We start from the raw sequence: 19,957 nt of genomic DNA on the forward strand, positions 1-19,957 counted from the left end.
CCGTCAGACCACCAGCGGCTGCCGCCCCGGGCGGGTATGACGCCAGGCCACCGCGAGGAAGACCAGCAAGCCGACCAGCGGCAGGGTGCCGATCGTCCAGCTCAGCGGCAGCGGCGGTCCGGGCTGGTCGAGCACGGTGACATTGCCGAGGGTCCCTTCACCGTGTCCGAGTGGGCCGTCGATCGCGAAGGTGAAGGTATAGGTGCCGGGCGCGTCGAACGCCTTGACGTCCAGACCCCAGGAGTCGCGTTTGCGGGGATGACGGACAAGGGGCATAGCGCGGCGACCGGGCCTGATGGCTGGCCCGGTCAAGCGCAGCGTCCCGGATTTGTCGGCAATGCCGCCATCGGGCATGAAGGTGAAGTCCAGCGACTTCATCGCCCGGATGGGCCAGGTGGAGAACCCGACGGTCACGCCGTACGGGCCGACCTGGACGCGCTCGGTGTGCACGATTTCGACCGGCGCATAGGCGGAGGCGGGGGCGACGGCGATCAACGACAGGGTGATCACGGCCAGTACGGTGACGGCGAGCCTGCGCAGTACGGTCATCACGCGTCCTTCATTGCGGGCAGCATGGTGGTGAACCGGCCGCCGAGGAATCCGGCGAGCAGGCCGAACGGAATGCCGAGCAGCGTGGTCGCCACGATGTCGCCGAGGGCGATGTGCGAGCTGGCGCGCACGAGGTTCAACTGCAGCGGGAATGTCACGCCGATGACGACGCCGGTCACAGCACCGGCGACCAGCACGATCTTCCGCGCATCGAAACCACGCTCACGGGCCAGCCAGAACAGTGCCTCGACGGCGACGGCCGCGACGATCAGGAACATCGGCATGATGGCGGGCAGATCCGGCGGCCGTCCGGTGAGACCGTCACGCAATGGCAGCCCGATCGCCGACGCGTAGATTTCCGCGGCCCAGGGCGAGAACCACCAGAGGAATGCCTGCATCGCACCGAGCGAAACCGCGATGGCAATCGCCGCGCCCGCACGAGCCAATAGTGCCGCGCCGAGAATGAGCAGCATCGGCCCGAACAGCACGATGCCCAGGATGGTCGGATCCACGGGCAGATGCAGGTTGTTCAACGCATTGGTGGGAATCGGGGCGAAGGTGATCAGGATCGGAATCGCGACGACGATGCCGTTGCGGCCCCAGCGGTGATCACGGTGGGCGGCGAAAACGATGATGCTGCCGATCATGGTGAGCGCGTTGGACAAGAACAGCGCCACATGCGAGGGGGTATTGAGCACCGCGTCGAAGCCGTAGATCGAATGCCACTCCAGATCCAGCAGGCCGTAGAGCAGGAATAGTGCCGCACCGGCTCCGGCGATCATATAGCCGAGCGGTGCGGTCAGGTTGCTGCCGAAGACTCGGATGGGAGTACCACCGAGCCTGGGCACGGGCCGACCTGCCCGTTGGGCGGAGGTCGCGATGAGGACCATGGCCAGGCTGACGAATCCGGATATCGCGCTGCCGGAGTACAGGAACAGATGCGGCAGGGTGAAGAAGGTATCGGGGCCGACTTCGTTGTGCCACTGGATATCCCAGCTGAGACCGATCAATGTGACCGCGGTGCCCAGTAGTACGCCCCAAGCACCGATGCGAGCCGCGGTGCTGTCATCGGAGATGTTCGGTCCGGCGGCGACTTCGACCGGCGCTGATGTGCTCATGGTGCTCATTCCTCCTGAACTGTGCATGTTTTCAGCCGCCGACCCAGATCGGCACCGCGAGTTCGTCAACGCTGTCGTGTTCGTCGATCGACAGGCGAAGCTCCCACGGGCCGGTCATCATGAGTGGCACCGACGCGGCGCGGAAATGTCCCGGACCGGTGGACATCGCGGCGACCGGCTGTCCGGCGTGGCCCATGAGCGGCTGGTTCGCCTGAATACTCACTGCGGCATGGTCTTTCGTCGCGCCACTTCGGTCGCTGACGGTGACATCGATTGCGGTGCTACCGATTCGGACGCTCTCGATGGAGATGGTGACGAGATGTTGCGCGGAACCGGTTTTCAATACGAGCGGACCGGATGGGCGCGGCCAGACGAACCAGGCGATGGCGGCCAGCACGATGACGACCACCGCTCCCCCGGCGAGAACACCTTTCCGGGGTACGGCAGTGTTCTCCGCTTGCTCGCTCATGGCCGCGCTCCCGCCGCGACATCGAGTACGACGGGGACGGTGAGCACGGTGTAGCGCCGTTCGACCTGGATCCAGAGGCGATAGCGGCCCGGGAGGGGAAAGGTGTAGGTGAACGGGACTTCGGGACCGTATGCGGCGACCGTCTCGTCGGGAGCACTTTCACCATTGGCGGGTGGCATGAGCATGGCGCCGCGGCTCGCGGCGGGCTCGGTCATATCCATCCCCGGCATATCCATCCCCGACATCCCGGACATACCCTGCATCGACGTCGCGCCCATCGAGTGGCCGTGCCCCCAGATCGGTGAAGCCTGCACGGCCGCCGCAATATTCGGATCGTCGGGCAGCGGCCCGGCCATGATCAGATGGCCGACCATGCCGAGCCACGGCTGCAGATCGGCGCCGGCGCCGAATTCGGCGGTGATGGTGGTCGGTACCCCCGCGACCGGTGTGGTCGTCACGACAGTGACCTGGTTGCCTTCGACCACAGCTGACGCCGCCTTGTCCGCACCACCGAGATGCACTGTGGCACTGGCCGATTCCGGTGTAGCACCTGGCGGGACCGTGAATCCGCTTGCCGCACGCACCATTTGCACACCGCCACCACGTCGCGCCAACTCTGCGGACAGCGCATATCGCCCGGCCTCGGGCGCTGCCAGATGAACCTGATACCGACCGGGTCCGATCCGGATCGGGTGCAGATGCGACAGGCGGCCGGTCGGGCCGACCAGCAGCAGATGTACGAGGGCACTGTCGTGCACGACCAGATCGTCGACGAGCGCACCGGTGGCGGCATCATTCAGAACGAGGTCGAGATCGCCCGGCTGTCCGGCGGTCACGGGCACACCGGCGACCGTGAGCAGTACCGGCGGCCGCGAAAAGTCCGAAATCAACGGCTGATTCACGGCATAGGGATCGGTGACATTGTCGCGCGTGGGATCGAGCTGACCGCCGGGTTGCGGTGGCAGCGGCAGCGATACCGAAAGCAGTGCGGCCGTCACCGAAACCGCCACCCCTGCCACCATTCCGGCGGCCGGAACCAGCGCCCAGACGCTGCGCCGAGCACGAATCGCGATCACCACGGCGACGGGCAACAGTACGCCCGCCACCAGAAACCCACCGTAGACCAGGCGCTCGGGCGGCGAGGTCACCTGTGCGGGCACAATGAACGGAATCCGCGCCACCCGAGTGCCATCGCCGACGGCCAATTCCCATGGCCCGGCTCGGTCCATTCGGACTGTCGCCGAGTACATCCCGGGCGTGCCGCCGAGTTCGACAATCGCCTCAGCCGCGGGCGCTCCCGGCGCGGGCTGCATCGATTGCGTCGAGACCCCCGTCGGTGTCGCCGCGAGCGTGAGTTGCCCGGGCGCGGTACCGGTATGGGTGACCACATCCACCCGCAACGGCCCCGGCACGCTGGTCACCCGACGCAGGATGATCGTGAGCTCCCGATCGCCGAGCGACTGCGCGACCGAAATATCCGCACCCGAGGACGCCGAATCCGCCGATACGGAACCCGCTCCGATCGACGCCAACAACGCACACACCGCCGCGACCAGCAGAGCGCGACCGACACCGGCGACAACAGCCACGCCCGCCATGGTAGGGATGCGTGCCTGCCAGAAACATCACCCCCAGTGGGGATTTCGCCTCCCCCACCGGAGTGATGCTGCCTCGGACAGGAATCCGGATAATCCCCCAGCTCACCGCCGAAACCACCGCTTGGTCACCCGCTTCGCCAGTCGACGTTCGGCGAATGGGTCGCCGACCTGATCGGCTGCGACAGCGGCGCGGGCTCGCACGGTCAGCGCGACGGCAGTGGCCGGACCGCGCCGCGGACCTGGTGTTGCGGGCCAGCTGAGCGCGCTGCTCCATCCCCGTCCCGCCCGGCATTCGAATCTGTGTGATCGAAACTCATCGGCCGCGAAAAGGGTGGCGCAATGGCCACTCCGAGACGTATCCGCCCAGGTCAGAGCAGGTAGGGGGCGGCGCAATAACATCCGCTGATTTGGGCAGCTCGAATGCTGGCATATGGGCGTCCCAGCGCCAACTATCGTCGCTGTCCATGCAGGTCAGCGAGAGAAAGGTGGCGGAGGTGGGAGCCGAGGCGACGCCCGTGCGACGGTTGCGGGCCGACCAGGCGCGCCGGATTGCCGACGTGCTGCGTCATCAGATACACGCGGGGGCGTTCCACGACGTGCTGCCGAGTGAGCAGGAGTTGGTCGCGGAATACGACGCGTCGCGCAATACCGTGCGCGACGCGCTCGCGCTGCTCAAGGACGAAGGACTGATCGATCGGGTGCCGAAGGTGGGCACCCGGGTCGCGCGGCGCAAATACGATCACGGGCTGGACGCGCTGCTCGGGCTGCAGGAAACCCTCAAGGGCCACGGCACGGTGCGCAACGAGGTGCGCGCGGCAATGCATATCACCGCACCGCCCGCCGTCGCGCGCAAGCTCGGGCTGAATCCCGGTGAGCGCGTGGTCTATATCGAACGTCTGCGCTATCTCGCCGACCTACCGCTGAGCCTGGATCTGACCTATCTCGCACCCGATATCGGCACCGAGGTCCTCGGCCACGATCTCGAGACCAACGACATCTTCGTACTCATCGAACAGATCAGCGGCGGGCCGCTCGGCTCGGCCGACCTCGCGCTGGAAGCGATTACCGCGGACGCGCACACCGCCGCCACCTTGGAAGCGCCCGAGGGCGCCGCACTACTGATGCTCGAACGGCTGACCCGGCTCGACGACGGCAGACCGGTGGATCTGGAGTACATCCGGATGCGCGGAGACCGAATCACCATGCGCGGCAGCCTGATCCGCAGCACATCCGAATGGAAGGTCATCTGATGGCACTGGCGAACCAACGAACCGATATTCCGGTGACCATCGACGAATCGCTATGCATCCAGGGCTGCACGCTGTGCGTGGAGATCTGCCCGCTCGACTCGCTGGCCATCAATCCGGAAAACGGCAAGGCCTTCATGCACGTGGACGAGTGCTGGTATTGCGGCCCCTGCGCCGCCCGGTGTCCCACGGGAGCCGTCACCGTCAATATGCCCTATCTGTTGCGCTGAACGATCCGGAAGTCCCATGAAGAAACGCCTCGCTCCCCTGCTCCTCGCCCTCGCACTCGCCGCGGCGGGTTGCTCACTGCAGAGTTCCGACAGCACCCCCGCCGGAACCGTCAAGGTCGTCGTCGGCTACCAGTCCAAGACCATCAATACCGTCACCGCGGGCACCCTGCTGCGCGCCCAGGGCTATCTGGAACAGCGGCTGCAGAAGATCACCGACAGCGGCGGCGCCAAGTATCAGGTGGAATGGCAGGACTACGACACCGGCGCGCCGATTACCGCGCAGATGCTGGCCGAGAAGATCGATATCGGGTCGATGGGCGATTATCCGTTGCTGATCAACGGATCTCGCACCCAGTCCAATGAGCGCGCGAAGACGGCGTTGGTGTCGGTCACCGGCTACAACCCCAGGGGTGCGCTCAATATGGTTGTGGTGCCGCAGGATTCGACGGCAACCGCGATCGGCGACCTGGCCGGGCAGAAGATTTCGGCCAGCGTCGGCTCGGCCGGACACGGCACCCTGGTGCAGGCGCTCTCGCGAGCGGGCGTCGATCCGGCCAAGGGCGTCGAGGTGCTCAACCAGCAGCCGCAAATCGGCGCGACCGCATTGGAATCACATCAGGTCGGCGCGCTCGCGCAGTTCGTGGCCTGGCCCGGCCTGCTGGTCTTCCAGAACAAGGCGAAATTGCTCTACGACGGTGCGGAATTGGGTGTGCCCACCTTCCACGGCGTGGTCGCGCGGCGCTCCTATACGTCCGATCATCCCGAGGTGCTGCAGGCCTTCCTCGCCGCCCAGCTCGATGCCACGAAGTTCCTGAACGAGAAGCCGTTCGAAGCCGCAAAGATCGTCGCCGACGGTTCCGGATTGCCGCAGGAGGTCGTGTACCTCTACAACGGGCCCGGCGGAACGTCTTTCGATACCACGCTCAAGCCCACTCTGATCGACGCGTTCAAAGCCGATGTGCAGTACCTGAAGTCGATCGGCGACTTCGCCGAACTCGATATCGATAAGTTCGTCGATCCCGCACCACTGCGCAAGGCCTTCGCCGACAACGGCGTCGGCGACTACGACCAGACTCTGGCCGCCACGGTCAACCCCAGCCGCGTCACGGGGACCGATCCGGTCTGCGCTCGCCCGGTGAGCAATGCCGCGCAGGCCGGTGAACTGTGGCTCGACGGCACTGATCGACCGCAGCCCGCCGCCGATCCGACCTGCCTGTTGCGTGCGGTCCAGGCGGCCAAGGCGCAGGGCAAGGTGATCCGCGCCGCGTATGTGCCCGATGCCGAACTCGGCACGCGCTGGTTCGCCGATAAGGCGGTGTGGTTGCGCGACGGCGACAGCTTCCTGCCGTTCACGACATCGGCTGCCGCGCAACGCTATCGGCAGGCGCATCCGGCCGCGACGGCGATCTCCTACGACCAGGCCGTGACGGAAGTTCGACCATGACAGCATCGCGCAGCGTTACGTTGAGGGGCGCGGGCACGGCCGCCCTGGTTGCCCCCGCCGTGGCCGACGACGAAACCACCGGGACGCGTGGAAGTTCCACATGGCGTACCCGTGCGCTCCAGGTGGCGTCGGTCGCGGCCGCGATCGGACTGTGGCAGCTGCTCACCGCGAACAATGTGCGATGGTGGCTGCGCTTCGACACACTGCCGACCGTCACCGAGATCATCCGCGAATTCGGCAAGCAGCTGCAATCGGACCAGTTCTATGTCGATGTCGGGCAATCGCTGATCCGTATTCTCACCGGATTCGGGCTCGCGGCCGTGGTCGGGGTGCTCGCGGGCATCGTTCTCGGCCGCTCCGGACTCTTCGCCGCGGTGCTCGGACCGCTCACCGAATTGGCCCGGCCGATTCCGGCCATCGCACTGGTACCGGTGGCGATCCTGCTGTTCCCCAGCGACGAATCGGGCATCGTCTTCATCACCTTCATGGCATCGCTGTTCCCGGTGCTGGTCAGCACCAGGCACGCGGTGCGCGCGCTGCCGACCATCTGGGAGGACGCACTGCGCACGCTGGGCGCCTCACGCACCGATGTCCTTGTCCGAGTGGTATTTCCGGGCATCCTGCCGGGAGTATTCAGCGGTCTGTCGGTGGGCATGGGCGTGGCATGGATCTGCCTCATCTCGGCGGAGATGATCTCCGGGCGGCTCGGCATCGGCTACCGGACCTGGCAGGCCTACACCATCGTCGATTATCCGGCGGTATTCGTCGGCATGATCACCATCGGCATCCTCGGCTTCGGCACCTCCGGAATCGTGGAATTGGCCGGACGTCGGATCACCCGCTGGCTGCCGAGAGAGGTCGCTGAATGACCGCGACAACCGCACCCGCCACCCGCACCGCCACCGGAATGCGGCTGAGCCTGGATGGAATTCGCATCGCCTACGGCGGCAGAACCGTGCTGGACAACCTCGAGCTGGACATTACGCCCGGCGAAATCCTGGTCGTGGTCGGCAAATCCGGCTGCGGCAAGTCGACGCTGCTGCGCGCGATCGCCGGACTGCGCAAACCGGACCAGGGTGTGATCCGCGCCGACGGTATTCCGGTAACCGGCCCGTCCGCCGATCGCGCGCTGGTCTTCCAGGACGATGCGCTGCTGCCGTGGCGCACCGCGCGCCAGAACATCGAGCTCGCACTGCAATTGCGCAAGGTACCGCGCACCGAACGCAAGACGAGCGCACGGCATTGGGTGGACGAGGTCGGACTCACCGGCTACGGCGACTATCTTCCGCGCGATCTGTCCGGCGGCATGCGGCAGCGAGTTCAGTTGGCGCGCAGCCTCGCCGGATCGCCGCGTGCGGTGCTGATGGACGAACCGTTCGGCGCACTCGACACCCAGACCCGAACAACCATGCAGCGCTTGCTGATCGATACCTGGCGCGCGCACCCAACCACCGTCGTATTCGTCACCCATGACCTGGACGAGGCGCTGCTGCTCGGCGACCGCATCGCGGTACTCGGCGGCGGCGTACTGCACACCGTGGTCGATGTGCCCGAACCACGCACACCGGCGGATCGCCGGTCGGTGAAGGCCGAAATCCTGGAGAAGTTGTGAATATTCCCGAGCTATCCGATCGGATCCGGCTCGACTGCGACGTGCTCGTGATCGGTGGCGGCACCGCGGGGACCATGGCCGCGCTCACCGCCGCCGAGGCAGGGGCCGATGTACTGCTGCTGGAGAAGGCGCATGTGCGGCACTCCGGCGCCTTGGCCATGGGCATGGACGGGGTCAACAATGCGGTGATTCCCGGCAAGGCCGAGCCCGAGGACTACGTCGCCGAAATCACCAGGGCCAATGACGGAATCGTCAACCAGCGCACCGTGTATCAGACCGCCACCCGCGGCTTCGCCATGGTGCAGCGACTCGAACGCTACGGCGTGAAGTTCGAGAAGGACGAGTACGGCGAGTACGCGGTGCGCCGGGTGCACCGGTCCGGGTCGTATGTGCTGCCGATGCCCGAAGGCAAGGACGTGAAGAAGGCGCTGTATCGCGTACTGCGTCAGCGCAAGATGCGCGAGAAGATCCGGATCGAGAACCGACTCATGCCGGTGCGGGTGCTCACCGATGCGGGGCGCGCGGTCGGTGCTGCGGCATTGCATACGCGCACCGGCGAATTCGTGGCCGTGGGTGCCAAAGCGGTGATCCTTGCGACCGGTCCGTCCGGCCGACTCGGGTTGCCCGCATCCGGTTATCTCTATGGCACCTACGAGAATCCGACCAATGCGGGTGATGGGTACTCGATGGCCTATCACGCCGGTGCGGAGCTAAGCGGTATCGAATGCTTCCAGATCAATCCGCTCATCAAGGATTACAACGGTCCGGCCTGCGCCTACGTGGCCAATCCGTTCGGCGGGTACCAAGTGAACGCGAAGGGCGAACGCTTCGTCGACTCCGATTACTGGTCCGGACAGATGATGTCGGAGGTCAAACGCGAGATCGAATCCGCGCGCGGGCCGATCTACCTCAAGGTGTCACATCTGCCCGACGAGACGCTCACGACGCTCGAAGGCATTCTGCACACCACCGAACGCCCGACCCGTGGCACCTTCCACGCCAACCGAGGCCACGACTACCGCACCCACGATATCGAGATGCACATCTCCGAAATCGGATTGTGCGGTGGACATTCCGCCTCCGGCGTGTGGGTGGACGAACATGCCCGCACCACGGTGCCCGGGCTCTACGCGGCAGGTGATCTGGCGTGCGTGCCGCACAACTACATGATCGGCGCTTTCGTCTTCGGCGACCTCGCCGGTGGCCATGCGGCATCCACGTTGCCCGAAGTCACTGCGCCCGTTCACCTTCCGGAAGACCAACTCGCCGCCGCACACGAGCTGATCTACCGGCCGCTGCGGCAGCCGGACGGGCCGCCACAGCCCCAGGTCGAATACAAGCTGCGCCGATTCGTGAACGACTATGTCGCACCACCGAAGACGGCGGCGAAGCTGTCGATCGCGGTCGAGACCTTCGTGCGGATGCATGGTGAGATCGCCGAAATCGGCGCCCGCACACCGCATGAGCTCATGCGCGCGGTCGAGGTCTCCTTCATTCGCGACTGCGCCGAAATGGCGGCGCGCAGTTCTCTCACCCGCACCGAGTCACGATGGGGGCTGTATCACGAACGTGCCGATCTGCCACAGCGCGACGATAACGAGTGGCGCTATCACCTGAATCTGCGCAAGAGCTCCGATGGCGCGATGGAATTCCTGAAGCGGCCGGTGGCGCCGTATCTGGTACCGGTGCCCGGTCTCGATGACCTACCGTCGACCGACACCGTGGTGGTTCCGGTCGCGCAGCCGGAACTCATCGGTGGCCGCGCACCGGCCGAGGCACCGCACACCGTCCGCAGCTCGACCACACCGCCGTCACCGCGGCTGGTCAGCCTGCTGGGCCTGGATTCGCCGACGGTGCAGGACCTTTCGAGCTACCTGTCCGACGACGACGCCGGTGTTCGGGTCGCGGCACTATCGGTACTGACCGAGAACACGCCCGAGGGGTTCACCTCGGTATTGATCGGCGCACTCGACGATGACGCGGCATCCGTTCGCGCGGCGGCCGCGGCGAGTCTGCGTGAACTCGTGGAGGTGCTTCCCGACTCGACCGGCCTCGCCGATCGACTCGACTCCCCCGACCCGGTCGTCCGGGCGACCGTCGTGGATCTGCTGCGCGCGCTGCGAGCCGGATCGGCGACGCAATTCGTTGCGGCGCTGACCGATTCGGATCATCGGGTGCGCATCGAGGCCGTCCGCGCTCTGGTATCGCTCGACGACTGGCACGCCGTCTCGACCGCGGCGACCGATGAGAACCGCGAGGTGCGCATCGCCGTCGCGCACGGGTTGTCGGCGATCGGCGGGCAGGGCAGCGAAACCGCGCGCGCTCTGGCCGGGGATCCGGATCCGCTGGTGCGTGCGGCCGCCTTGGCCGCCTTCGCGAATCTCGGTGTCGCACATGATGATACGACCCTGCTGGTCGATGCTCTCACCCACTCCGCCTGGCAGGTTCGGGTGGGTGCCGCACGAGGTCTCGCGGGCGTGGACCCCGACATCGGTGTCACCCCACTTTCCGACGCATTGCACGATCCACACCTCGATGTGCGCAAGGCAGCGGTATTGTCACTGGCCACCTGGCCGCACAGCGGGTCGGCGCATGACGCACTGAAGCTGGCGATCGATGACACCGATGCGGATGTGCGCGCCTATGCGCGCCGTGCGTTGGACAACGCAAACCCGCCAAGACCCGAGGCAGCCTGTCGCGCCAAGGATCAGGCGGGGTCCGCGATAACCACCACGCCACGGGGCGCATCGACGAGCGGAACCGTCCGCGCGGCAGCATCATCCACGTGCACACGCGGGTGATCGGGCAGCTCGGATTCGTAATAGGTACCCGGACCATAGAATTGGCCGTACTTCACGACCACACCCCCGATATCGAGTACCGCCGCCTCGAATTCCTGAATGCCCGCACCGCGACCGGCGGGCGGCTCCCACGCAATGCTCTGGGCGAGAAAGCGTTTCGCGCCCGCGGACTGCGCGGCGGCGATCAGATTGCTGGTGCCCTCGGAACGGATGCGCGCATTCGCACCGGCGAGTTCCGGGAGCCGTGCGGCATCGTCGGGCAAATCGGTGAGCTGATGCATCACCAGATCCGGCCGGAAGGCGACGACCGCCGCGATGAGCGCGTCGAGGTCGTACACATCGCAGACCACCGCTTCCGCACCGGCGGCGCTGACCTGGTCGGCCTTGGCCGCGGACCGGGTCATCCCCGCGACCTCATGTCCGGCCTCGATCAGCAAGGGCAACAATCTTGTTCCGATGACGCCGGTCGCGCCGGCCAAATAGATCCGCACCTCCCCACCCTAATTCCCCACATCAGTACCGCGTAGCTGGTCGTATGCTCTAGGCCCAGCGGTATCGAGAGAGATGGAGGATCCATGGCGGATCGGGAAGTGCTGACCTGGGAACTATTCGGGACGGCGAGTCGCGAACTCGCCACCGAAATCGCCAAGGACGGGTTCGAGCCGGATCTGATCCTCTCGATCGCACGCGGCGGACTATTCGTCGCGGGGGCGCTAGGTTACGCACTGGACGTCAAGAACCTGCACGTGATGAATGTCGAGTTCTATACCGGTATCGATCAGCGCCTCGATCTCCCCGTCATGCTGCCGCCGGTCCCGCAGGCCGTCGATCTGGCCGGCGCGACGGTTCTGATCGCCGACGATGTGGCCGATACCGGCGCCACCCTCAAACTCGTACGCGACTTCTGCATCGACCATGTCGCCGAGGTGCGCTGCGCGGTCGTCTACCAGAAACCGCATTCCGAGGTCGATTGCGAATACGTCTGGCGGCGCACCGACCGCTGGATCAACTTCCCCTGGTCCACCGAACCGCCGGTCGTCGACCGGCAGACCCGAGTACTGGACGCCTGAACCGCACCAAGCCGCGGACGGATGGCGGCGTCCGACTACGTCGGTGGCAGCGCGATATCAGTGGCGCTTGCCGAGTTCGGTCAGCGGGACCCGGTAGGTTTCGCGGGCGGTCGCGGCGGACAGAGCGGAGATCGCGCAGCACACTGCCACCATGGCGGCTACCGGCAGCCAGTTCGTACGGCTGTTTCCGATCAGGGTCCAGGCGATGGTTGGCGCGAAACCCGCTGCGGCGAAGCCGATCTGGGTGCCGATGGCGATGCCGGAGAAACGCACCCTGGTATCGAACATCTCGGCGTAGAAGGATGGCCAGACGGCGTTGGGCGCGCTGTAGCAGAAGCCGATGAGAACCAGTGCGGCCAGGAAGATCAACGGCACATTGCCGGACATGATGGCCTTGAAGTACACGAAAATCATGACGGCGCAACCGAGTACGCCGGTGATGAACACCGGCCTGCGGCCGATCCGGTCCGCCAGCACTGCCAGCGTCGGCTGCGTGACCAGGGCAAGTACGTTCGCCGAGACCGCCACCAGCAGCATGGTCGTCTTGCTCAGGCCGACCTCGTGGCTGGTGGCGAAGGCCAGCCCGAAGACCGAGAACACGGTGCTGCACACCGCGATGAACGCGCACAGCAGCACGCGCGACACGTCGGCGGCATGGGTACGGAACAGTTCGACCACAGGCAATTTCGCGACCTGCCGAGTCTGCTGTTCAGCCTGGAAGACCTCGGGCTCGTCGATCCGCCGCCGCACGATGTAGGCGAGGGCCACCACGATCAGGCTGCACCAGAACGGCACGCGCCAGCCCCAGGACAGCAAGGTCTGGTCGGGCAGTCCGGCCACGGCGAGGAAGACGACGGTCGCGAGGATGAACCCGGCCTGGGTGCCGGTCAGGGTCCAGCTGGTGAAGAACGCCCGGCGTCCGAAGGGGGCATGTTCGAGGGTCAGCGTATTGGCTCCGCTCTGTTCGCCTGCCGCGGAGATGCCTTGCAGCACACGCAAAACCACCAGCAGGGCAGGGGCGAAGACGCCGACCGCGGCATAGGTGGGCAAGCAGCCGATCAGGAAGGTGGACATGCCCATCAGCACAAGCGTCAGCAGCATGACGCGTTTACGGCCCACGCGGTCGCCGACGTGGCCGAGCAGCACCGCGCCGACCGGCCGGGCGATGTAGGCGACGCCGAAGGTGGCCAGCGCGAGCAGGGTGCCCATCGCGGGGTCGGCCTTGGAGAAGAACACCTTGCCGAACACCAGGGCCGAGGCCGACGCGTAGATGTAGAAGTCGTAGTACTCGAGCATGCTGCCGAGGAAGCTCGCGATGGCGGCCCGCTTGACCTTGGTCGTGTCGGCCGGACCGGCGCTTGGCGCGTCCAACGTGCTGGCGGTCATGTGGTCTCCTGATTTTTCTGCCACCGCAAATGTTCGGATAGCGAACGGCTGTACGTATTGCGGCGGCATGAATGTAACCCGCATCACGTGCCGGAAGCAACAGTATTAACCAAATAGTTCATTAGAGCCACAAGCGGCTGCTCGCAGGCGAGCAACTGATGATGTACGGGGGTCTCGACGGACGGTCGCGTCAGTCGCCGGGCTGCCCGAGAAACGCGACGACCATGCCCCCGAGGATGCGGCGCTGATGCTCGCGCAGTTCGGGGGCGATCATGTCGCGACCGAAAAGCGCCTGCCAGGTGTGCCGGTTGGCGACACGGAACACACAGAAACTACTGATGATCATGTGCACATCGAGGGCGTCGACATCGGTGCGGAACAGCCCGGCGGCCTGCCCCTCGGCGAGGATGTCGGACAGCAGGTCGACGGCGGGCGCGCCGAGTCGCATGAGCGCCTCGGAACGGCGAATGTGCTCACCGCGCAACATGTTCTCGTTGGCCACCAGCCGGATGAACTCCGGATGCTGCTCGTGGTGATCGAAGGTGAGCTCGGCGAGGGCGCGGATCGCCTCGATCGGGCCGAGTCCGGAGAGGTCGAGCCCACGTTCCAGAGCCCGGATCGCACCGTAGGAACGCTCGAGAACGGCCTGGTAGAGCCCCTCTTTGTCGGTGAAGTAGTAGTAGATCATCCGCTTGGTGGTGTGCGTGCGCTCGGCGATCAGGTCCACGCGCGCACCGGCGTAGCCATTGTCCGCGAACTCCGAGGTCGCCACCTCGAGGATGTCCTCCTTCGTGCGATCGCTGTTGCGCCTGCGTTTGGTGGGTTTATCGAGGCTGGCGTTGTTCGCAGGCATGGGTCAACTCTAGCCAGCCGGGGCGAGCCGACTATTGCGTGACTTGACCCTCGCGCCATCCTGGGAGTTAATTAACTCACTAGTTCGTACATTAACGAGCATCCTCTTCACCCAGGAGATTCGCGTGACCGATTCCGTGGTTTGCGGCCTGATCGGGACCGGTATCGGCCCCTCCCTGACCCCGCCGATGCACGAGGCCGAGGGCACCAGGCAGGGGCTGGCCTACAGCTACCAGGTCATCGATCTCGACGAGCACGGGCTGACCGTGGCCGACCTGCCCAGGCTCGTGCGGGGTGCGCGTGATCTCGGGTTTCGGGGCCTGAACATCACGCATCCTGGTAAACAGGCGGTCATCGAATGCCTCGATGAGCTCACACCGGACGCGGCCCGGCTGGGCGCGGTGAACACCGTGCTCTTCGACGAAGGGCGGTCCATCGGCCACAACACCGACTGGACCGGATTCGGCCGCAACTTCGATCGCGGACTGCCCGGCGCTCGCATCGAGCGGGTGGTCCAGCTCGGCGCGGGCGGCGCGGGCGCGGCGGTCGCCTACGCGATGCTCACCCGCGAGACCCGGAATCTGGTACTGGTGGACCACGATCGCAGACGTGCGGAGCGGCTGGCCGAATCCCTGGCAGCGCCGTTCCCAGCGACTCGCCTCGAGGTGGCCGACCTCGCCGAGCTGGCCGTGACACTCGCGGACGCGGACGGCCTGGTGCACGCGACGCCGATGGGCATGGCCGAACATCCCGGCTCCGCCGTACCGACGGCACTGCTGCGGCCCGACCTGTGGGTGGCCGAAGTGGTCTATCGCCCCCTGGACACGGAGTTGCTGCGCGCCGCCCGCGCGGTGGGCGCCCGCACCCTCGGCGGCGGCGGCATGGCGGTCTATCAGGCGGTGGACGCCTTTCGGATCTTCACCGGTATCGAACCCGATGCCGACCGGATGTACGCGCACCTGACCGAGCTGGTGCGGCGCGAGGAACTGGAGGTGGTCCGATGACCGCGGCGCGGGTACGCACCTCGGTGGCGACGGTGTCGTTGAGCGGTTCGCTCGAGGACAAGGTCACCGCCATCGCCGAGGCGGGCTTCGACGGGTTCGAGGTGTTCGAGCCGGATTTCGTGAGTTCGGCCCTCGCCCCGTCCGAATTACGGTCGCGGGCAACCGATCTAGGCTTGAGCATCGACCTGTATCAGCCGTTCCGCGATCTGGATTCGGTGGATCACCAGCAGTTCCTGCGCAATCTCGAACGCGCGGAACGCAAGTTCGACCTGATGCAACAGTTGGGCTGCGAGACCATGCTGGTCTGCTCCTCCCCGCTGCCCACCGCGGTCTGCGACGACGCGCTGCTGGCCGAACAGCTGCACGAGCTGGCCGAGCGGGCGCACCGGCGCGGGCTGCGCATCGCCTACGAGGCGCTGGCCTGGGGCGCCCACGTCAATACATATCGACACGCCTGGCGCATCGTCGCAGACGCCGATCATCCGGCGCTGGGCACCTGCCTGGACAGCTTCCATATCCTTTCCCGCGGTGACGATCCCAGCGGCATTCGTGATATCCCGGGCGAGAAGATCTTCTTCCTGCAGCTCGCCGACGCGCCGCGGCTGTCGATGGATGTCCTGTCCTGGAGCCGCCACCACCGTAACTTCCCCGGGCAGGGCAACTTCGACCTCGCCGCCTTCGGCGCGCACGTGCAGGCCGCCGGATACACCGGCCCGTGGTCACTGGAGGTGTTCAACGACGTATTCCGGCAAGCGGCCGCTGGGCGCACCGCGATCGATGCCCACCGCTCGCTGCTGCACCTGCAGGAGGAGGTGGGTCGGCGGGCCACGGGATCGGAATCGCGCGGGCTCGCGCTGTTCGCCCCGCCGCCGCGGGCGCCGATCGACGGGGTGGTGTCATTGCGGCTCGCGGCAGGACCGGGAGGCACCGCCGAACTGCATACGACGCTGGCGCACATCGGCTTTCAGCTGGTAGGTCGGCATCGCGACCACGACCTACAGCTATGGCGGCATGGTGCGCTCACCATCGCGGTGGACGCCACGCCCGGCACAGTGTGGACGGCCCCCGGCATTCCCGCCGATCTGCCCGCCCTCACCCAGATCGGCATCCGTTCCGGCGATCCGGAGGCGTGGGCGCGCCGTGCGCGGGCGCTGGAGGTGCCCGCACGCGAGGTCGACCTGCCCGGCGCCGAGCACGGACCGGGCTCGGATGTGGTGCGGCTCAAGGTGACCGACGCGACCTCGCTGGATCTGCGTGGACCGGCGAGCGCGGTGGCGTGGCTGTCGGCCTTCGAGATCTATCCACTACCCGAGACGCGATGGCTCGGCACGCGGCCGCTGCTCACCGGCGTCGACCACATCGCCCTGGCCGTGCCCGCCGACAGCTGGGACGGAGTAATGCTGTTGCTGCGCTCGGTCTTCGGCATGCAGCCCCATGAAGGCCTGGATGTCGCCGACGCGGTGGGCCTGATCCATTCGCAGGCACTGACGCTGACCGGTGACCCCGACGCGGCCGACCCCACGGTGCGCATTCTGCTGAACATGGTGCCGGGCAGCGTGTCCGGCACCGCGGACCTGCCCGCGCCCCGCCGCGGCGGCGTCGGGCATATCGCGTTCGCGTGCGCCGACATCTTCGCCACCGCCGCCGCCATGCGCGCCAATGGACATGTCCCGCTGCCGATTTCCGGCAATTACTACGAAGACCTCTGCGCCCGTTTCGATCTCGACAGCGCCCTGCTGGATCGCATGCGCGCTGAGGGCATCCTGTACGACGCAGACGACAGGGGCGAGTTCTTCCACCTGTTCACGCAGACCGTGGGCGCAGACCTGTTCTTCGAAATCGTCCAGCGAGTAGGCGACTACCGAGGATACGGCGAGGCCAATGCCGCCGTCCGCCTCGCCGCCCAGATGCACTCGCAGCGGAGGAAGAGCGCCGTAATCGCGTGATCCGGCGCGCGGCGGTCGACGCCTGAGGCGGTCTCGAAGCTTCAGGAGCGGACAGCCACAGCTCGACGCGGAAGCCACCATCGTCGTCGCCGGAATATCAGTGCGGCACAGGCGATCACGGCCATGATCGCGTGTCGATGCGCGCCACCTCGGCGTTGGTGGCGGTCCACGCACCCAGCGCGTTGTCCGCGTGCAGCAGTGTCGCGGCCGCCTTCGACGACATCACCAGACCCCCGGCGGCCAGGGTGCGCACCAGCTGCTCAGGCCGCGCGGTGGGTGGTCGCGGCCGCCAGGGACAGCATGTGGCTGTACATGCGCTCGATATCCGGTGCGACACCGGTGAACAACGCGAACGCGTCCGCGGCCTGGTAGACATTCATGCCCGCGCCGCCGAAAGCGGGCGCGCCGATCGCGCGGGCCCGGCGCACCAGCTCCGTCTCCACCGGGCGGTAGACGATGTCGGAAACCCAGAGGTCGGGACGGAGGCTGTGCGGGGGCACGGGCATGCCCGGAAAACCCACCATGCCAATGGGTGTCGCGTTGATGAGCCCCGACGCGGACCCGAGCACAGAGGTGACCGCGGCGGTACTCGCCGGTTCGATGGGGCGGTCGGGGAACAACCGGGTCATACCGGCGCAGAGGTTCTGGGCCCGCCCGGGATCGCTGTCGATCACGGTCAATGCCTGGGCGCCCGTGGTCAAGATCGAGTAAGCCGCGGCCGCACCAGCTCCACCCGCGCCGACCAGTACGACGTGGTGCAGATCGGCGTCCGTCATGGCCTGCTCGAAGCTGCGCCCGAAACCCGACCAATCGGTGTTGTGACCGACAGCACCGCGCTCGGTGAACACCACCGTATTGACAGCATCGAGGCGCGCGGCGTCCGGTGACAGCTCGTCGAGCAGGTCGATGACCAGCTGCTTATAGGGGTGGGTGATATTGACGCCGTCGAAACCGAACTGGCGAGCGGCATCGATGACCCCGCCGAGCGAGCCCACCGCGCCGCCGAGTGTTTCGACGTCCAGCAGCCGGTACACGAGATTCAATCCCTGTGCCCGCCCCTCGGTTTCGTGCAGGGGCGGCGAGAACGAGCCCTCGATCGCGTCGCCCACCAGTCCGCAGAGCACTGAGCGCCGGTGTGTCATCGTGTCTTTCCTATCGTTCGCGGCTCAGAGAGCCGTGGCGGTGACGGTGCCCACCGCTGAAACCGGTTGCGGCCGATGGTCGTTGTGGTCACGGCCCAGCCCCCACGCGACCAACCCGGAGATCACGCATCCCGCGGCGAGATAGCCCGCAACCAGATGCCAGGAGCCGCCGGAAGCGCTCACCAGCGCGGCGGCGATGAATGGAGTGAAGCCGCCACCGATCGCGCTGGCCACCTGATAGCCGACACCGGCGCCGCTGTAGCGGTATTCGGCGCCGAACATCTCGGTGAACAGCGGCTGCTGCACGCTGACGACCATGTCGTGGGCGATGTTCACCAGCAGGATCGCGAAGATGATGGTGCCCACCGTCGATCCGTTCTCGAGCGCGGTGAAGAAGGGGACCGCACACACCGCCCCCAACAGCGAGCCACCGAGATAGATGCGCCGACGGCCATATCGGTCGGACAACCATGCGAACAACGGGATGGTGACCATCCCGACTGCGCCGACGATCAGTCCGACGGTCAGCATGAAGCTGCGGGGCATCCCGAGTTCCTTCGTGGAGTAGCTCAGCGCGAAGGTCGTCACGATGTACATCGAGAACAGCTCGACCAGCCGCAGGCCGATGATCTGCAGAAATGCCCTCGGGTGCTTGGTCAATGCCTCGAGCAGGGGGATCCGCCTGTGCTGGACCGCGTCCGGCTCGACGCCCCGCGACTCGACGGCAGCGGTGAATTCACGGCTTTCGGCGACATTGCGGCGCACCCACAGTCCGATGACCACCAGAATCAGGCTGGCCAGGAACGGAATACGCCAGCCCCACTGCTTGAAAGCCGTGTCGGTGGTGACGTTGTTCATGAGCGCGACGAACCCGGTGGCGAGGATCAACCCGACCGAATACCCCACTTGCACACCACTGCTGTAGAGCGCCTTCTTCTTCGGCGGTGCGCTCTCCACAGCCATGAGCGCGGCCCCGCCCCATTCGCCGCCGACCGCAAAACCCTGCACGGCGCGCAGCGTGACCAGCAGAATGGGCGCCCACCAGCCGATGGTCGCGAACGACGGCAGCAGCCCGATGCAGGCGGTGGCGGTGCCCATGATCAGGATGGTCAGCACCAGCATCCGTTTGCGTCCGATGCGATCGCCGAAGTGCCCGAACACGATTCCGCCGAGCGGGCGGAACAGGAAGCCGACGCCGAAGGTCGCGAAGGCGGCCAGGGTGCCGATGGCGGGACTGACTTTCGGAAAGAATTCGGAGTTGAAGACGAGTGCGGCGACCAAGCCGTACAGCAGGAAGTCATACCAATCGAGTACGGCTCCGACGAAACTGCCTAGCGCGGCACGGCGGGCCTGCCTGTCATCTGCGTCGGTGAAGGGGCGGGCGATTGTCACTGGATTCATCCTCGGTGTTCGAAAAATGTGGGCACGGTCCGCGGCCATGGAAACCGGAGCCGGTGAACCCGCTGACAGCGCGTCGCAGCGGAATGGT

19 protein-coding genes are annotated in these 19,957 nt (G+C 66.3%); 9 read left to right on the plus strand and 10 right to left on the minus strand.

The genetic code is table 11. The features are described 5' to 3' along the window. Positions 1 to 3: 3 nt before the first annotated feature. From ACQP1T_RS23695 to ACQP1T_RS23710, 4 genes are read right to left on the minus strand one after another with little or no spacing between them, the layout of a single operon-like run. Positions 4 to 549, minus strand: a complete 546-nt coding sequence (locus ACQP1T_RS23695; protein ID WP_433755229.1) for a hypothetical protein — start codon at positions 547 to 549, stop codon at positions 4 to 6. Next, a complete protein-coding gene (locus ACQP1T_RS23700; RefSeq protein ID WP_433755230.1) occupies positions 549 to 1,667 on the minus strand; it encodes a hypothetical protein in 1,119 nt (372 codons plus the stop codon). Before ACQP1T_RS23700 ends, ACQP1T_RS23695 begins: the two co-directional genes overlap by 1 nt. A 31-nt stretch (positions 1,668 to 1,698) precedes the next feature. Next, entirely contained in the window at positions 1,699 to 2,136 is a 438-nt protein-coding gene (locus tag ACQP1T_RS23705; protein ID WP_433755231.1) for a FixH family protein, read from the minus strand. After that, positions 2,133 to 3,725 (minus strand): hypothetical protein, encoded by a 1,593-nt coding sequence (locus ACQP1T_RS23710; protein WP_433755232.1) that lies wholly within the window; start codon positions 3,723 to 3,725, stop codon positions 2,133 to 2,135. Before ACQP1T_RS23710 ends, ACQP1T_RS23705 begins: the two co-directional genes overlap by 4 nt. 473 nt (positions 3,726 to 4,198) lie before the next feature. Between ACQP1T_RS23710 and ACQP1T_RS23715 the strand changes: the two genes are divergently transcribed. The 6 genes from ACQP1T_RS23715 to ACQP1T_RS23740 are packed head-to-tail and all read left to right on the plus strand — an operon-like array spanning position 4,199 to position 11,068. Then, positions 4,199 to 4,984 (plus strand): GntR family transcriptional regulator, encoded by a 786-nt coding sequence (locus ACQP1T_RS23715; RefSeq protein WP_433755233.1) that lies wholly within the window; start codon positions 4,199 to 4,201, stop codon positions 4,982 to 4,984. Beyond that, positions 4,984 to 5,211, plus strand: a complete 228-nt coding sequence (locus tag ACQP1T_RS23720; RefSeq protein ID WP_040689749.1) for a 4Fe-4S dicluster domain-containing protein — start codon at positions 4,984 to 4,986, stop codon at positions 5,209 to 5,211. Before ACQP1T_RS23715 ends, ACQP1T_RS23720 begins: the two co-directional genes overlap by 1 nt. A gap of 16 nt (positions 5,212 to 5,227) precedes the next feature. Further along, positions 5,228 to 6,655: an ABC transporter substrate-binding protein gene (locus ACQP1T_RS23725; RefSeq protein WP_433755234.1), complete on the plus strand. Its 1,428-nt coding sequence runs from the start codon at positions 5,228 to 5,230 to the stop codon at positions 6,653 to 6,655. After that, complete coding sequence (locus tag ACQP1T_RS23730) at positions 6,652 to 7,524, plus strand: ABC transporter permease (RefSeq protein WP_433755236.1); 873 nt, start codon at positions 6,652 to 6,654, stop codon at positions 7,522 to 7,524. The genes ACQP1T_RS23725 and ACQP1T_RS23730 overlap by 4 nt, the downstream gene beginning before the upstream one ends. After that, a complete protein-coding gene (locus ACQP1T_RS23735; protein WP_433755238.1) occupies positions 7,521 to 8,267 on the plus strand; it encodes an ABC transporter ATP-binding protein in 747 nt (248 codons plus the stop codon). The genes ACQP1T_RS23730 and ACQP1T_RS23735 overlap by 4 nt, the downstream gene beginning before the upstream one ends. Continuing rightward, complete coding sequence (locus tag ACQP1T_RS23740; RefSeq protein WP_433755239.1) at positions 8,264 to 11,068, plus strand: fumarate reductase/succinate dehydrogenase flavoprotein subunit; 2,805 nt, start codon at positions 8,264 to 8,266, stop codon at positions 11,066 to 11,068. Before ACQP1T_RS23735 ends, ACQP1T_RS23740 begins: the two co-directional genes overlap by 4 nt. On the opposite strand, the gene ACQP1T_RS23745 is transcribed toward ACQP1T_RS23740, so the two are convergent. Then, a complete protein-coding gene (locus tag ACQP1T_RS23745; RefSeq protein WP_433755240.1) occupies positions 10,975 to 11,559 on the minus strand; it encodes an NAD-dependent epimerase/dehydratase family protein in 585 nt (194 codons plus the stop codon). The two genes, ACQP1T_RS23740 and ACQP1T_RS23745, sit on opposite strands and share 94 nt — an antisense overlap. Positions 11,560 to 11,643: 84 nt before the next feature. Here ACQP1T_RS23745 and ACQP1T_RS23750 point away from each other — a divergent pair, with 84 nt between their 5' ends. Next, a complete protein-coding gene (locus tag ACQP1T_RS23750; RefSeq protein WP_433520919.1) occupies positions 11,644 to 12,138 on the plus strand; it encodes a phosphoribosyltransferase in 495 nt (164 codons plus the stop codon). 57 nt (positions 12,139 to 12,195) lie between these two features. Here ACQP1T_RS23750 and ACQP1T_RS23755 read toward each other — a convergent pair whose 3' ends face one another. After that, complete coding sequence (locus ACQP1T_RS23755; RefSeq protein WP_433755241.1) at positions 12,196 to 13,524, minus strand: MFS transporter; 1,329 nt, start codon at positions 13,522 to 13,524, stop codon at positions 12,196 to 12,198. Between the two features lie 190 nt (positions 13,525 to 13,714). Next, positions 13,715 to 14,377, minus strand: a complete 663-nt coding sequence (locus ACQP1T_RS23760) for a TetR/AcrR family transcriptional regulator (RefSeq protein WP_433755242.1) — start codon at positions 14,375 to 14,377, stop codon at positions 13,715 to 13,717. A 124-nt stretch (positions 14,378 to 14,501) separates the two neighbouring features. Here ACQP1T_RS23760 and ACQP1T_RS23765 point away from each other — a divergent pair, with 124 nt between their 5' ends. Further along, entirely contained in the window at positions 14,502 to 15,380 is an 879-nt protein-coding gene (locus tag ACQP1T_RS23765; RefSeq protein ID WP_433755243.1) for a shikimate dehydrogenase, read from the plus strand. Next, positions 15,377 to 17,326: a bifunctional sugar phosphate isomerase/epimerase/4-hydroxyphenylpyruvate dioxygenase family protein gene (locus ACQP1T_RS23770; protein WP_433755244.1), complete on the plus strand. Its 1,950-nt coding sequence runs from the start codon at positions 15,377 to 15,379 to the stop codon at positions 17,324 to 17,326. The genes ACQP1T_RS23765 and ACQP1T_RS23770 overlap by 4 nt, the downstream gene beginning before the upstream one ends. 115 nt (positions 17,327 to 17,441) lie before the next feature. Here ACQP1T_RS23770 and ACQP1T_RS23775 read toward each other — a convergent pair whose 3' ends face one another. The 3 genes from ACQP1T_RS23775 to shiA are packed head-to-tail and all read right to left on the minus strand — an operon-like array spanning position 17,442 to position 19,854. Beyond that, the gene (locus ACQP1T_RS23775; RefSeq protein ID WP_433755245.1) at positions 17,442 to 17,579 is read right to left on the minus strand and encodes a hypothetical protein; all 138 of its coding nucleotides are present in this window, start codon (positions 17,577 to 17,579) and stop codon (positions 17,442 to 17,444) included. Between the two features lie 7 nt (positions 17,580 to 17,586). Further along, positions 17,587 to 18,468: a shikimate dehydrogenase gene (locus ACQP1T_RS23780; protein ID WP_433755246.1), complete on the minus strand. Its 882-nt coding sequence runs from the start codon at positions 18,466 to 18,468 to the stop codon at positions 17,587 to 17,589. 24 nt (positions 18,469 to 18,492) lie between these two features. Further along, the gene (gene shiA, locus ACQP1T_RS23785; protein WP_433762334.1) at positions 18,493 to 19,854 is read right to left on the minus strand and encodes a shikimate transporter; all 1,362 of its coding nucleotides are present in this window, start codon (positions 19,852 to 19,854) and stop codon (positions 18,493 to 18,495) included. Between the last annotated feature and the right edge of the window lie 103 nt (positions 19,855 to 19,957).

Source organism: Nocardia sp. CA-135398, from assembly GCF_050955845.1.
In the GTDB taxonomy this organism is placed as follows: domain Bacteria; phylum Actinomycetota; class Actinomycetes; order Mycobacteriales; family Mycobacteriaceae; genus Nocardia.

What these genes read in the sequence shown, in the direction of transcription:
- ACQP1T_RS23770 (WP_433755244.1), top strand. Translation starts at nt 15,377, where the DNA reads ATGACCGCGGCGCGGGTACGCACCTCGGTGGCGACGGTGTCGTTGAGC.
- ACQP1T_RS23755 (WP_433755241.1), bottom strand. Translation starts at nt 13,524, where the DNA reads ATGACCGCCAGCACGTTGGACGCGCCAAGCGCCGGTCCGGCCGACACG.
- ACQP1T_RS23715 (WP_433755233.1), top strand. Translation starts at nt 4,199, where the DNA reads ATGCAGGTCAGCGAGAGAAAGGTGGCGGAGGTGGGAGCCGAGGCGACG.
- ACQP1T_RS23735 (WP_433755238.1), top strand. Translation starts at nt 7,521, where the DNA reads ATGACCGCGACAACCGCACCCGCCACCCGCACCGCCACCGGAATGCGG.
- ACQP1T_RS23720 (WP_040689749.1), top strand. Translation starts at nt 4,984, where the DNA reads ATGGCACTGGCGAACCAACGAACCGATATTCCGGTGACCATCGACGAA.
- ACQP1T_RS23695 (WP_433755229.1), bottom strand. Translation starts at nt 549, where the DNA reads ATGACCGTACTGCGCAGGCTCGCCGTCACCGTACTGGCCGTGATCACC.
- ACQP1T_RS23730 (WP_433755236.1), top strand. Translation starts at nt 6,652, where the DNA reads ATGACAGCATCGCGCAGCGTTACGTTGAGGGGCGCGGGCACGGCCGCC.
- ACQP1T_RS23750 (WP_433520919.1), top strand. Translation starts at nt 11,644, where the DNA reads ATGGCGGATCGGGAAGTGCTGACCTGGGAACTATTCGGGACGGCGAGT.
- ACQP1T_RS23760 (WP_433755242.1), bottom strand. Translation starts at nt 14,377, where the DNA reads ATGCCTGCGAACAACGCCAGCCTCGATAAACCCACCAAACGCAGGCGC.
- ACQP1T_RS23705 (WP_433755231.1), bottom strand. Translation starts at nt 2,136, where the DNA reads ATGAGCGAGCAAGCGGAGAACACTGCCGTACCCCGGAAAGGTGTTCTC.
- ACQP1T_RS23700 (WP_433755230.1), bottom strand. Translation starts at nt 1,667, where the DNA reads ATGAGCACATCAGCGCCGGTCGAAGTCGCCGCCGGACCGAACATCTCC.
- ACQP1T_RS23725 (WP_433755234.1), top strand. Translation starts at nt 5,228, where the DNA reads ATGAAGAAACGCCTCGCTCCCCTGCTCCTCGCCCTCGCACTCGCCGCG.
- ACQP1T_RS23780 (WP_433755246.1), bottom strand. Translation starts at nt 18,468, where the DNA reads ATGACACACCGGCGCTCAGTGCTCTGCGGACTGGTGGGCGACGCGATC.